The 13,825-nt window shown below is 72.7% G+C and carries 10 protein-coding genes and 1 pseudogene; 9 read left to right on the forward strand and 2 right to left on the reverse strand.

Annotation, left to right across the window (positions count from 1 at the left end; translation table 11 throughout):
• Positions 1-27: 27 nt before the first annotated feature.
• The 8 genes and pseudogenes from AC0B9F_RS16505 (at position 28) to AC0B9F_RS16540 (ending at position 10,204) form a co-directional block, all read left to right on the forward strand.
• Entirely contained in the window at positions 28-888 is an 861-nt protein-coding gene (locus AC0B9F_RS16505) for a bifunctional methylenetetrahydrofolate dehydrogenase/methenyltetrahydrofolate cyclohydrolase (protein WP_472003144.1), read from the forward strand.
• A complete protein-coding gene (gene glyA, locus AC0B9F_RS16510) occupies positions 885-2,168 on the forward strand; it encodes a serine hydroxymethyltransferase (protein WP_472003146.1) in 1,284 nt (427 codons plus the stop codon). The genes AC0B9F_RS16505 and glyA overlap by 4 nt, the downstream gene beginning before the upstream one ends.
• Entirely contained in the window at positions 2,165-3,397 is a 1,233-nt protein-coding gene (locus tag AC0B9F_RS16515; RefSeq protein ID WP_472003148.1) for a sarcosine oxidase subunit beta family protein, read from the forward strand. Before glyA ends, AC0B9F_RS16515 begins: the two co-directional genes overlap by 4 nt.
• A gap of 10 nt (positions 3,398-3,407) precedes the next feature.
• Positions 3,408-6,674, forward strand: coding sequence for a sarcosine oxidase subunit delta family protein (locus AC0B9F_RS16520; protein WP_472003150.1), 3,267 nt, complete (start codon positions 3,408-3,410; stop codon positions 6,672-6,674).
• Positions 6,667-7,269 (forward strand): sarcosine oxidase subunit gamma, encoded by a 603-nt coding sequence (locus AC0B9F_RS16525; RefSeq protein WP_472003152.1) that lies wholly within the window; start codon positions 6,667-6,669, stop codon positions 7,267-7,269. Before AC0B9F_RS16520 ends, AC0B9F_RS16525 begins: the two co-directional genes overlap by 8 nt.
• 37 nt (positions 7,270-7,306) lie before the next feature.
• On the forward strand, positions 7,307-8,275 hold the full coding sequence (gene folP / locus AC0B9F_RS16530; protein WP_472003154.1) for a dihydropteroate synthase: 969 nt from the start codon (positions 7,307-7,309) through the stop codon (positions 8,273-8,275).
• A 68-nt stretch (positions 8,276-8,343) separates the two neighbouring features.
• A pseudogene (locus tag AC0B9F_RS16535) lies at positions 8,344-8,882 on the forward strand (GNAT family N-acetyltransferase).
• A gap of 65 nt (positions 8,883-8,947) precedes the next feature.
• A complete protein-coding gene (locus AC0B9F_RS16540) occupies positions 8,948-10,204 on the forward strand; it encodes a MalY/PatB family protein (RefSeq protein WP_472003156.1) in 1,257 nt (418 codons plus the stop codon).
• A gap of 94 nt (positions 10,205-10,298) precedes the next feature.
• Here AC0B9F_RS16540 and AC0B9F_RS16545 read toward each other — a convergent pair whose 3' ends face one another.
• A complete protein-coding gene (locus AC0B9F_RS16545) occupies positions 10,299-11,096 on the reverse strand; it encodes an IclR family transcriptional regulator (RefSeq protein WP_472003158.1) in 798 nt (265 codons plus the stop codon).
• 98 nt (positions 11,097-11,194) lie between these two features.
• A complete protein-coding gene (gene purU, locus AC0B9F_RS16550) occupies positions 11,195-12,067 on the reverse strand; it encodes a formyltetrahydrofolate deformylase (protein WP_472003160.1) in 873 nt (290 codons plus the stop codon).
• A gap of 269 nt (positions 12,068-12,336) precedes the next feature.
• On the opposite strand from purU, the gene AC0B9F_RS16555 reads away from it, so the two are divergent.
• On the forward strand, positions 12,337-13,728 hold the full coding sequence (locus AC0B9F_RS16555; RefSeq protein WP_472003162.1) for an MFS transporter: 1,392 nt from the start codon (positions 12,337-12,339) through the stop codon (positions 13,726-13,728).
• Positions 13,729-13,825: the final 97 nt, after the last annotated feature.

Consider the following 13,825-nt stretch of genomic DNA (forward strand, 5'->3'; position numbering starts at 1 on the left):
TCCGTCCAGCCGGAAGGAGCACCGCCGGTGACCGCACAACTTCTCGACGGCAAGGCGACCGCGGCCGCCGTCCGCCGCGAACTTGCCGACAGAGTGGCCAAGGTGACAACCATCCAAGGGCGTCCGCCCGGACTGGGCACCGTCCTCGTCGGCGACGACCCCGGCAGCCACGCCTACGTCGCCGGCAAGCACCGCGATTGCGCCCAGGCCGGCATCGCCTCCCTGCGCCGCGAACTGCCCGCCGACGCCACCCAGCAGCAGGTCGAGGACGTCATCGACGAACTCAACGCCGACCCCGCCTGCACCGGCTACATCGTCCAGCTGCCGCTCCCGCGCCACCTCGACGCGAACGCCGTACTGGAACGCATGGACCCGGCCAAGGACGCCGACGGACTGCACCCCGTCAACCTCGGCCGGCTCGTCCTCGGTACCGACGCCCCGCTGCCGTGCACCCCGCGCGGCATCGTCGAACTGCTGCGCCGGTACGACGTCCCGCTCGCCGGAGCGCGGGTGTGCGTCATCGGCCGCGGCATCACCGTCGGCCGGCCCATCGGACTGCTGCTGACCCGCCGCTCCGAGAACGCCACCGTCACCCTGTGCCACACGGGAACCAAGGACCTGGCCCGGCACACCCGCGAGGCGGACATCGTCGTCGCCGCGGCCGGCTCACCCGCACTGATCACCAAGGACATGCTGCGCCCCGGCGCCGCCGTCCTGGACGTCGGCATCACCCGCACCGAGCAGGGTCTCGTCGGTGACATCCACCCGGACGCCGCCGAGGTCGCCGGATGGCTCGCCCCGATGCCCGGGGGAGTGGGACCCATGACCCGGGCGATGCTGCTCGCCAACGTCGTCGAGGCCGCCGAGAGGAACGCGAACACCGTATGAACGCGCTGAACACGCCCCTGGCGGAGCTGGACCCCGAGGTCCACGAAGCCCTCCGCGCCGAGCTGCACCGCCAGCAGTCCACCCTGGAGATGATCGCCTCCGAGAACTTCGCGCCCAGCGCGGTGATGGAGGCCCAGGGCTCGGTCGCGACCAACAAGTACGCCGAGGGCTACCCCGGCCGCCGCTACTACGGCGGCTGCGAACACGTCGACGTCACCGAGCGGCTCGCCGTCGAACGCGTCAAGTCCCTCTTCGGCGCCGCCTACGCCAACGTCCAGCCGCACTCCGGCGCCCAGGCCAACACCGCCGTCTTCTTCGCCCTGCTCCAGCCCGGCGACACCGTCCTCGGCCTCGACCTCGCGCACGGCGGCCACCTCACGCACGGCATGCGCCTCAACTACAGCGGCAAGATGCTCAACGTCGTGCCCTACCACGTCTCCGAGGGGGACCACCTCGTCGACATGGACGAGGTGGAGCGGCTCGCCAAGGAACACCGCCCCAAGATGATCATCGCGGGCTGGTCGGCGTACCCCCGGCAGCTGGACTTCGCCGCCTTCCGCCGCATCGCCGACGAGGTCGGCGCCCTCCTCATGGTCGACATGGCCCACTTCGCCGGCCTGGTCGCCGCCGGACTGCACCCGAGCCCCGTCCCGCACGCGCACGTGGTCACCACCACCACGCACAAGACACTCGGCGGCCCGCGCGGCGGCGTCATCCTCACCGACGACGCCGACCTCGCCAAGAAGATCAACTCCGCGGTGTTCCCCGGCATGCAGGGCGGACCACTGGAACACGTCATCGCCGCCAAGGCGGTCGCCTTCAAGGTCGCGGCCACACCCGAGTTCGCCGAACGCCAGGCGCGCACCCTGGCCGGCGCACACCTCCTCGCCGAACGGCTCGGCCGGCCCGACGCCGCCGCGGCCGGAGTGAAGGTCCTCACCGGCGGCACGGACGTCCACCTCGTCCTCGTCGACCTGCGCGACTCGCCGCTGGACGGCAAACAGGCCGAAGACCTCCTGCACCGCATCGGCATCACCGTCAACCGCAACGCCGTCCCCTTCGACCCGCGCCCGCCCATGGTCACCTCCGGGCTGCGCATCGGCACCCCGGCCCTGGCCACCCGCGGTTTCAGCGAGACCGACTTCGCCGAGGTCGCCGACGTCATCGCGCTCGCCCTCCAGCCCGAACCGGACATCACCGCCCTGCGCGCCCGCACGGAGGCCCTCGCGGCCAAGCACCCGCTCTACCCGCACCTCTCGCACGACGGAGACGCCCGATGAGCCCCCGCACCCCCGGCGCCGACCTGCCCGACCACCCCGACTTCCTGTGGCGCAACCCCGACCCCAAGCCCTCCTACGACGTGATCGTCGTGGGCGGCGGCGGACACGGCCTGGCCACCGCCCACTACCTGGCGAAGAACCACGGCATCACCAACGTCGCCGTGCTGGAGAAGGGCTGGCTCGCGGGCGGCAACATGGCCCGCAACACCACGATCATCCGCTCCAACTATCTGTGGGACGAGAGCGCCGGCATCTACGAGCACGCCCTGAAACTGTGGGAGGGGCTGGAGGAGGAGCTGGACTACCCGATCCTCTTCTCCCAGCGCGGCGTGCTGAACCTCGCCCACAGCCTCCAGGACGTCCGCGACAGCGTCCGCCGGGTCGAGGCCAACCGCCTCAACGGCGTCGACGCCGAATGGCTCGACGCGGACCAGGTCAAAGAGGTCTGCCCGATCGTCAACACCTCACCCGACGTGCGCTACCCGGTCCTCGGCGGCACCTACCAGCCGCGCGCCGGCATCGCCAAGCACGACTACGTCGCCTGGGGCTTCGCCCGCTCCGCGGACGCCGCCGGCATCGACATCATCCAGAACTGCGAAGTCACCGGCCTCGACGTGGCCGGCGGCCGGGTCGTCGGCGTACAAACCACCCGCGGCCCCATCGCGGCCGGCAAGGTCGCCCTGTGCTCGGCCGGCCACACCTCGGTCCTCGCCGCCATGGCCGGCGTCGAACTCCCGCTCCAGAGCCACCCGTTGCAGGCTCTCGTCTCCGAACTGCTGGAACCGGTGCACCCGACGGTCGTCATGTCCAACGCCGTCCATGTGTACGTCAGCCAGGCCCACAAGGGCGAGCTGGTGATGGGCGCCGGCATCGACGCGTACAACTCCTACACCCAGCGCGGGGCGTTCCACATCATCGAGGAGCAGATGGCGGCCGCCCTGGAACTCTTCCCGGTGTTCGCCCGCGCCCACGTGCTGCGCACCTGGGGCGGCATCGTCGACGTCAGCCCCGACGCCTCGCCCATCGTCGGCCTCTCCCCGGTCGGCAACCTCTACCTCAACTGCGGCTGGGGCACCGGCGGTTTCAAGGCCACCCCGGGCGTCGGCTGGGTCTACGCCCACACCATCGCCCACGACACGCCCCACGCCCTGAACGCCCCGTTCTCGCTCGACCGTTTCACCACCGGCGCGCTCGTCGACGAGCACGGCGCGGCCGCGGTGGCCCACTAGGAGCCGACCCATGCTGCTGATCTCCTGCCCGTGGTGCGGGCCCCGCGACGAGGCCGAGTTCCACTACGGCGGCCAGGCCCACGTGCCCTACCCGCAGGACCCCGCCGCCCTCACCGACGAGGAGTGGGCGCGGTACCTGTTCTTCCGCGCCAACCCCAAGGGACCCTTCGCCGAACGCTGGAGCCACGCGGCGGGCTGCCGCAAGTGGTTCAACGCGGTGCGGAACACGGCGACGAACGAGATCCTCGCGATCTACAAGCCGGACGAGCCGCGCCCGCAGAGGCTGGAGTCGCGCCCGGTCACGTCGCAGCCGAGCGCGGCCACTTCTCAGCCGGCTCCGGCACCACCAGCCCGTCCGGGGGTCCCCCCTCTGGGAGAGCACGCCGCCCGTTCAGGGCCGGCGGGGGTCCAGGGGGCGCAGCCCCTGAGGGATGAGACGAGCGGGGGCGGCGGGGGCGAGACTCAGCCGTTCCGCACCCCCGCCGGCGGCCGCATCAGGCGCGAAGAACCCCTCACCTTCACCTTCGACGGCACGCGGTACCGGGGCTACCGAGGCGACACCCTCGCCTCCGCCCTCCTCGCCAACGGCGTCCTCCAGGCCGGCACCAGCATCCGACTCGGCCGCCCCCGCGGCATCTTCTCCGCCGGCGTCGAGGAACCCAACGCGGTCGTCCAGATCGAGGCCCCCTTCCCCGAGCCGATGCTGCCCGCCCCCGCCGTCGAGCTGTACGACGGCCTCGTCGCGAGCAGCCTGCCGGGCCGGGGCCGACTCGCCGCGGACCCCGACCCCGCCCGCTACGACGCCCTGCACGCCCACTGCGACCTGCTCGTCGTCGGCGCCGGCCCGGCCGGCCTCGCGGCCGCCGCGGCGGCAGCCGACAGCGGCGCCCGGGTCATCCTCGCCGACGACCAGCCCGAGCTCGGCGGCAGCCTGCTCGGCACCGGCGAGCACCTCGACTGGGTCGCCGAGACCCGGGCCCGGCTCGACCTCGCGCCCGAGGTGCGCGTGCTGCGCCGCACCACCGTCTTCGGGTACTACGACGACAACCACCTCCTCGCCGTCGAGCGCCGCACCAACCACCTGGGCGCCGACGCCCCCCAGGACGTCTCCCGCGAGCGGGTCTGGCGCATCCGCGCCCGCCGCGTGGTCCTGGCGACCGGCGCCCACGAGCGGTCGCTGGCGTTCGGCGACAACGACCGCCCCGGCGTGATGCTGGCGGCCTCCGCCCGGACGTATCTGCACCGCTACGGTGTCGTCCCCGGCCGGCACGCCGTCGTGTTCACCACCAACGACAGCGCCTACGCCGCCGCGCTCGACCTGGCCGCGGCCGGCGTGCACATCGCGGCGATCGTCGACGCCCGGCCCGAGCCGGGAGCGTGGGCGCAGCGTGCCCGGAACGCCGGGATCGAGGTGCTCGCCGGTCACGCGGTGACCGGCACGGAGGGCGCCGCCCGGCTCACCGCCGTGACCGTCGCCCCGGACGGGCAGAGCGCCGGGCAGCGGGAGTTCGCCGTCGACCTGCTGCTGGTCTCCGGCGGCTGGAACCCGGTCGCGCACCTGTTCAGCCAGTCCGGCGGCAAGCTCCGTCACGACGACGAGCTCGGCACGTTCGTGCCCGACAGCGGCCGCCAGGCGGTCGAGGCCGCGGGCAGCGCCAACGGGGCCTTCGACCTCGCCACGGCCCTCGCCGAGGGCGCGGCGGCCGGCGCCCGCGCCATCGAGGCGGAGGGCTACACCGCCACCACGCCCGGCCTGCCGGCCGTGGCGGCGCAGCCGTACACCCCGCCCCGGCAGGTCTTCACCATCCCCACCCCCACCGGCGCGCCCCGGTTCGTCGACCTCCAGCGCGACGTCACCGTGGACGACCTGGCACGGGCCACCGGGGCGGGGCTGCGCTCGGTGGAGCACACCAAGCGCTACACCACCGCCGGCACCGGCGGCGACCAGGGCCGCACGGCCGGCGTGCTGGCGAGCGGGGTCGTCGCCGAACTCCTCGGCGTGGACGTCTCGGCGCTCGGCCTGCCCACCTTCCGGCCGCCGTACACCCCGGTGTCGTTCGCCGCCCTCGCCGGCCGCGACCGCGGCGCGCTGAGCGACCCGGTCCGCACCACCGCGCTGCACGCCTGGCATGTCGAGCACGGCGCCCGGTTCGAGAACGTCGGCCAGTGGAAGCGGCCCTGGTACTACCCGCGGCCCGGCGAGGACATGGAGGCCGCGGTGGAGCGCGAGTGCCGCGCGGCCCGCGAGGGTGTCGCCTTCATGGACGCCTCCACCCTCGGCAAGATCGACGTCCAGGGCCCGGACGCCGCGGTCCTCCTCGACCGGCTCTACACCAACATGATGAGCACCCTGAAGACCGGCATGATCCGCTACGGCGTGATGTGCCGCCCGGACGGCATGGTCTTCGACGACGGCACGGTCATCCGGCTGGAGAGGGACCGCTTCCTGGTCACCACCACGACCGGCAACGCGGCCGCCGTACTGGACTGGATGGAGGAGTGGCTGCAGACCGAGTGGCCCGATCTGAAGGTGCACTGCACCTCCGTCACCGAGCAGTGGGCCACCGTCGCGCTCGTCGGCCCGACGTCCCGCGAGGTCCTCGGCTCGCTCGCGCCCCGACTGGCCGTCTCCAACGACGACTTCCCGTTCATGGCGTGGCGGGAGACGACCGTGGCGGGCATCGAGGCACGGGTCTGCCGGATCTCCTTCTCCGGTGAACTCGCCTACGAGATCAACGTCTCGCCGTGGGACGCCCTCGCCCTGTGGGAGGCCCTGCACGAGGCCGGCGCCCCCTACGGCATCACCCCGTACGGCACCGAGACCATGCACGTCCTGCGCGCCGAGAAGGGCTACCCGATCATCGGCCAGGACACCGACGGCACGGTCACCCCGCAGGACCTCGGCATGAGCTGGGCGGTGTCGAAGAAGAAGCCCGACTTCATCGGCAAGCGTTCCCACGCCCGCGCCGACGCCGCCCGCCCCGACCGCAAGCACCTCGTCGGCCTGCTGCCCGAGAACCCGGCCGACTTCCTCCCCGAGGGCACCCACCTGGTCGCCGGCAGCGAACTGCCCGCCCCGCCGGTGCCGATGCTCGGCCACGTCACCTCCAGCTACCGCAGCGCCGCGCTCGGCCGGACCTTCGCGCTCGCCCTGATCAAGGGCGGCCGGGAGCGCATCGGTGAGCGCCTCTACGCCCCCGTCGGCGACCGCCTGGTCCCGGTGACCGTCGCCAGTCCCGTCCTCTACGACCCCGAGGGAGCCCGCCGCGATGGCTGACACCGCCCTGACCGCACGGCAGCGCAGCCCCCTGGCGCACGCCGACGCCCGCCTGGCCGCCGCGACCCGCGCCTCCCGGGGCGCGATCCGCCTGGCCGAACTGCCCCTGCTGGCCCAGGTGAACGTCCGCCTCGACGCCAAGGGCCCGGCCGCGGACGCCGTCGGGCTCGCCCTGGGCCTCCAACTGCCCCTGGAACCCAACACCGTGGTGCACGCCGGGGAGGTCACCGTGGTGTGGCTCGGCCCCGACGAATGGCTCGTGGTGGGCCGGCCCGGCACCCAGCGGGAGCTGGAGAGCCGGATCCGGGCGGCGGCCGGCGAGGAGCACGTCTCCGTCACCGACGTCTCCGCCCAGCGCACCACGCTCCTGGTCGGCGGACCGCGCGCCCGCGACCTGCTGGCCCACGGCTGCTCGCTGGACCTGCACCCGCGTGCCTTCGGCCCCGGGCGCTGCGCCCAGACGACCCTGGCCCGCACCCAGGTCGTCCTGGTGGCCCGTGACGAGCCCAGGGCCGGATTCTGGGTCCTGGTGCGGTCCTCCTTCGCCGGCTATCTGACGGACTGGCTGCTCGACGCCGCCGTGGAGTACCGGTGAACGCCGAGGTGACCGTGGCGGCCCCGGCCGGGTGCCCGTGACCGCCACGGCCCCCGCCGTCACCGCGTCCAGCCCGGGCACGCCGCAGCTGTACCCGTCCGGGCTGCCGCGGCCCGGGCGGACGCTGGTGATGGGCATCGTCAACGTCACCCCGGACTCGTTCTCCGACGGCGGACTCTCCTACGCCCCGCATGCGGCCGTCGCACACGGGCTCGCCCTGCTGGAGCAGGGCGCGGACATCGTCGACGTCGGCGGGGAGTCCACCCGGCCCGGCGCGGGCCGCCCGCCGGTGGAGGAGGAGCTGCGGCGGGTCCTGCCGGTCGTGCGGGAGCTGGCCGCTGCCGGGGCGACCGTCAGCGTCGACACCATGCGGGCCGAGGTCGCCGCCCGCGCCCTCGACGCGGGTGCGCGCCTCGTCAACGACGTCTCGGGCGGCCTCGCCGATCCGGCGATGCCGGCGCTGATGGCCCGGGCCGATGTGCCGTACGTCGTCATGCACTGGCGCGGGCACTCCGCCGGCATGCAGGCGGGCGCCCGGTACGGCGACGCCGTGACCGAGGTCGCCGACGAACTGCGCCTGCGGGTCGGCGCCGCGCTGGACGCCGGGGTCCGGGCCGACCGGCTGGTCGTCGACCCCGGGCTGGGCTTCGCCAAGAGCGCCGGGCACAACTGGGAGCTGCTGGGCCGTCTCGACGAGATCCGGGCGCTGGGCCTGCCCGTCCTCGTGGGCGCGTCCCGCAAGTCCTTCCTGGGCCAGGTGCTGGCCGATCCGGCGACGGGGCGTCCGCGCCCGGCGCCGTTGCGGGACGCGGCGACCGCCGCGGTGTCCGTCCTCGCCGCCGCGCAGGGCGTCTGGTGCCTGCGCGTGCACGACGTGGCGTCCACGCTCGACGCGGTACGCGTGACGGCCCGATGGGGCGCCGAGGGCCGGCCGGAGCCCGCACCGCAGGGGTGGCCCACCAACGGCCCCTTTCCACTGCCGGAGCAGGCAGGGCGTCGGACGTGACCCGCACGATCACCTGAGAGACGCCGGCCGGCCGACAGCACGACGGCAGGAGAGGGACCAGCACGAAGGTGGGCCGCGACGCCCTCGTACTCGACGATCCGGTGGGCGCGTCGCTCCGCGGTCACCACGCGCCTCAGGCCCGCAGGGTCGGCGCGGCGGTCAGCTGCCTGCCGGACGTCGCGACCTTCTCCGCGCTGTCCGCCGACCCGCACGAGGCGGAGTGGGCCGACCTCGCCCGGCTGCCCGGCCGGGGGCAGCTCGCCGAATGGTCAGCGGCGAGGCGGCCCCGCCGCCGGACCGGGAGCCGGTCTTCGAACCGGGGCACCTACCCCGGCATCCGCGAGAACGGCAGGCTGGTGGCGATGGCGGGGGAGCGGCTGCGCCCTTCGGGGTGGACGGAGATCAGCGCGGTCTGCACTGATCCGGAGGCGCGGGGGCGGGGCCACGCCGCCCGTCCGGTGGGCGCGCCGGCAGCCCGTGTCGTCGCGCGCGACGAGCGTCCTTCCTGCACGTCGCCGAGGCCGACACCGGCGCGATCGCCCTGGACGAGCGGCTCGGCTTCACCACCCGCAGGCGGGTGACCTTCCGAGGCTTCCGCACCCCGTGAGGTGTGCCGACGGCGTGCCCGCCCGTTGCCGGTGGGTGGGCCGGGTGCCGCACTAGCATCCACTCATGGCAACGGAACCGAGCCCGAGCCCCTCCGACCCGAACCGGCCGGACCTCTCCGAAGGCCCGGCGGGGTCGGTCTTCGACACGGTCGTGGACCGCAGGAACTCCAACTCCATGAAGTGGGCCCGCGCCGGCCAGTTCCTCGACGCCGGCGAGGCCGCGGCGGACCCGCTTCCGATGTGGGTCGCCGACATGGACTTCAAAGCTCCCCAGGCCGTGCTCGACGCGCTCCACGACGCCGTGGACCACGGCGTGTTCGGGTATCCCGGCGGCGCGAGCGACAGCTACCTCGACGCCGTGACCGGCTGGCAGGCCCGACGGTTCGGCTGGGAGGTGCCGCGCGAGTGGGTCCTGCAGACCGCGGGCATCATCACCACGCTCAAGACGGCCGTGCAGGCGTTCTCCGCGCCGGGCGACTCGATTCTGATCCAGCCGCCGGTGTACGCGCACTTCCACGACGACGTACGCCTCAACGGCCGGCATCTGGCGTACGCCCCGCTGGAGCGGACCGACGACGGCTACCGGTTCGACGCCCGGACCTTCGAGGCCGCGATGCGGCCCGACACCAAACTGTTCGTCCTGAGCCACCCGCACAACCCCACCGGCAACGTCTGGACCGAGGACGAACTGACGGCCATGGGCGAGATCTGTGCCCGGCACGGCGTCCTCGTCGTCTCCGACGAGGTCCACCAGGACCTCGTCATCAACCCGGACAAGAAGCACGTCCCGTTCGCCTCGCTCGGCCCCCGGTTCGCACGCAACAGCATCACCTGCACCGCCCCCAGCAAGACGTTCAACCTCCCGGGCCTGCAGTGCGCCAACGTCTTCGTGCCCGACGCGAGACTGCGCGAGGAACTGGCCCGCCAGTACGAACGCAACCTGTTCCCGCTGGTCAACGTGCTCGGCATGGTCGCCGCCGAGGCGGCCTACGCGCACGGTGAACCATGGCTGGAGGAGCTGCTGACCTATCTGCGCGCCAACCACGCCCACTTCGCGCAGGCGGTGAACGGCGCCACCTCGAAGGTCAGGGTCCTGCCGGCCGACTCGCTGTACCTGGCGTGGATGGACTGCCGGGGTCTGGGGATGGACGCCGCGTCCCTGGACCGGTTCATGCTCACCCGGGCCCGGCTGTGGCTGGACAAGGGGCAGAAGTTCGGCATCGAGGGCCACGGCTACATGCGGGTGAACCTGGGCTGCCCCCGCGCCACGGTCGACGAGGCGATCCGCCGGCTGCTCACAGCGGTCACCGCCACGGCCTGAGACGCCCGTGGGTCTCCCGACCCGAGGCGGTCACCGCACGGGGCGATCTCCGGCGCCGTGCCACGGCCACCCGCGCCGCGAGGATGGGCGGGACTCAGCCGACGTATCCCATCCGGTGGCTGATCTCCTGCGCGCCCTGGGCCAGCAGGGGTGCCAGTTCGCGCATCCGGTCCTCGGTGAAGCGGTAGGCGGGGCCGGAGGCGCTGAGCGCGGCGATGACCTCGCCGTGGTGGGCGCGGATCGGGGCCGCCATGGCGTGCAGGCCGATCTCCAGCTCCTCCAGCGTGACCGCGTATCCGCGCTCGCGCGCCTCGGCGAGATCCTTCTCCAGGTCCGCCCGGGCGGTCAGCGTACGCGGGGTGTGCTCCGGCAGCCCGGACGCCTCGAGCACCTCGTCGCGCCGCGCCGCCGGAAGGTGGGCGAGCAGGATCTTGCCGCTGGACGTCGCGTGCACCGGGGTGAGTTGCCCGACCCAGTTGTGGGTGCCGACGGCTCCCGGTCCGCGTACCTGGTACAGGTTGACGGCGTAGTGCTCCTGCAGGACGGCTATGTTGACGGTCTCGCCGATCTCCTCGCTGAGCCGTTCGCACACCTCCCGGCCCTGCTGGGTGATGTCGAGGCGGCCGGTGACCGCGCCGGCCAGGCGGACGATGCCGAAGCCGAGCCGGTACTTGCCGCGCTCGCCCGACTGCTCGACGAGGCCGCGCCCCTCCAGGGCGCCGAGCAGGCGGAACGCGGTCGACTTGTGGACGTCTATCTCGGCGGCCACCTCGCTGACGCCGGCCTCCCCGCGCCGGGCGAGGATCTCCAGGACGCTGACGGCACGGTCGACGGACTGCACCCCGTTCACCGCGGGAGCCGCTGTTTCGCCGTCTGCGGTGTAGTTGCTCATGGCGCAACTATACGCAGGGCGGGGCGCGGTGAAGCCGGTTCGCACAGGGAGAATACGACGGTCCCCGGCCCTGTGGGGACCGTCCGTCACAGCCGGCTTCAGCGGAAGACGACGGTGGTGCGGCCGTTCACCAGGACGCGGCTTTCGCTGTGCCACTGCACCGCGCGCGCGAGGACGCGGGCCTCGACGTCGCGGCCCATGGTGACCAGGTCGTCCGGGGCCTGGGAGTGGTCGACGCGGACCACGTCCTGCTCGATGATCGGGCCCTCGTCGAGGTCCGGGGTGACGTAGTGCGCCGTCGCACCCACGAGCTTGACGCCCCGGTGGTGCGCCTGGACGTAGGGCCGGGCGCCCTTGAAGCTGGGCAGGAAGGAGTGGTGGATGTTGATGGCCCGCCCGTCGAGCTGCTTGCACAGGTCGTCGGAGAGGATCTGCATGTAGCGGGCGAGCACCACCAGGTCGATGCCGAGTTCGTCGACCAGCCGCAGCAGTGCGGCCTCCGCCTCCGCCTTGGTGTCCTTGGTGACCGGGATGTGGTGGAAGGGGATGCCGTAGTTGCGGGCCAGCGGCTCGAAGTCGCGGTGGTTGGAGACGATCGCCGGGATCTCGATGTTGAGCGCGCCCGTGGACTGGCGGAAGAGCAGGTCGTTCAGGCAGTGGCCGAACCTCGACACCATGATCAGCGTCCGCGTCGGGGTCGCGGCGTCGTGCAGCTGCCAGGTGATCCGGTATGCCTCGGCGACCGGGCCGAAGCCGGTGCGCAGCTGTTCCAGGGAGACGGCCGGATGCGAGATGTCGAAGTGCACCCGCATGAAGAAGCGGTCCTGCAGGCGGTCGTCGAACTGCTGGCTCTCCAGGATGTTGCCGGAGTGTCGTACCAGGAAGCTGGTGACGGCATGGACGAGACCGGCCCGGTCGGGGCACGACAGGGTGAGGACGAACTCGCGGCCGGGCTGCGGGCGAGGGGACATGGCATCCTCCGTTGGTGCGCAATACGCAACGATGAGAGTGATACGCAACATCGTCCCGTGGTGACCGGGGGCGGTCAAGGGGTATGTTCCGCTGAGTGTCCTGCGATGCGTAATGCGCAACAATCGCGGCCCGCCGCGGAAGTTGCAGGAGCTTGCGCTCGGTGTCTTGACGCCGAAACGCTGTCCGGGTTCGGTTGCGTGACGAGAGACGTGTTTTGTGCAGCGCAACTCTGTCCCCGTTTCCCGGTTTCCCGCACACAGGAGGTTCGATGTCGATCCGTGCCATCGACGAGGCGCCGCTGAGCAGGTTCCATCGCAAACTCACCTGGGCCTGCGCGGGCGGTCCCTTCCTCGACGGCTATCTGCTCAGCATCATCGGCGTCGCCCTCGTCGGCATGAGCGGCGAACTCGGCCTGACCACGGGGGACGAGAGCCTCATCGGTGCCGCCGCCCTGGTCGGCATCTTCATCGGCGGCCTGTTCTTCGGTGCCGTCACCGACAAGCTCGGCCGCGAGGCGATGTACACCCTCGACCTGGCGGTGCTCGTCGGCGGATCGGTGCTGTCGGTGTTCGCCACCGAGACCTGGCAGTTCGTGGTGGTGCGTTTCGTCCTCGGCATGGCCATCGGCGCCGACTACCCGATCGCGACCTCCCTGCTCGCCGAGTGGGTGCCGAACCGGCACCGGGGCCGGCTCCTCGGCGTCCTCATCCTCGCCTGGTACCTCGGTGCCGCGGCCGCCTATGTGGTCGGCTACGCGATCGCCGAGATCGGCGGTGCGGGCGCCTGGCGCTGGATGCTCGCCTCGGGGGCCGTACTGAGCGCCGTCATCCTGCTGCTGCGGATCGGGACACCGGAATCGCCGCTGTGGCTGGTGAACAAGGGCCGCACCGCCGACGCGCAGCGCGCGATCCACAAGGCCCTCGGCCGCACCGTGCCGGTCGCGCAACTGGTCGAGGCCGCGGCCGCCGAACAGTCGGCGCCGCACGGCCGCTTCCGGGATCTGTTCCAGGGTGTCCGTCTGCGGCGGACGCTGTTCTGCGGTCTGTTCTACATGTGCCAGATCACGCCCATGTTCGCCCTGTACACCTTCGGGCCCGCCATCCTGGCCTCCTTCGGGCTCGGGCACGGCAACAGCGGCAATCTGGGCTCGGCACTGATCAGCGTCGTCTTCGTACTGGGCTGCGTCCCGGCGCTGCGTCTGGTGGACCGGGTCGGGCGCCGCCCCGTCATCGTGTGGTCGTTCGCGCTGATGGTGGTCCCGCTCGCGGTGCTCGGCGGCGGCTCGGCCCTGCCCATCGGCGTGGTCGTCGTCTGCTTCTGCGCCTACGCCCTCTTCTCGGGCGGCCCGACGGTGCTGGAGTGGACGTATCCCAACGAGCTGTTCCCGACGGCGATCCGGGCCACCGCGGGAGGCGTGGCCACCTCGATCAGCCGTATCGGCGCCGCGGCCGGCACCTATCTGCTGCCGCTCTCCCTGGACCGGCTGGGCATCGGCACGACCATGCTGATCGGTGCCGGCATCACCGCCGTGGGCTGGCTGGTGTCCCTGGCGTGGGCCGAGGAGACGCGCGGCCGCACCCTGGCCGAGACCAGCGCGCTGCCCGGCCGTGCCCGGCGTGCCGCGACGTCCGACCGGCGGCACGATTTCGAGCGCTCCTGACCCCGCCCGGTCCACGGCCGGCCACCCTCCTGCCGGGGTGGCCGGCCGTATGCGTTCCAGGAGCCCCGCATCTCTTGACAGTGCTCGTCCGCAGGGC

It is taken from the genome of Streptomyces sp. NPDC097129 (genome assembly GCF_055668065.1).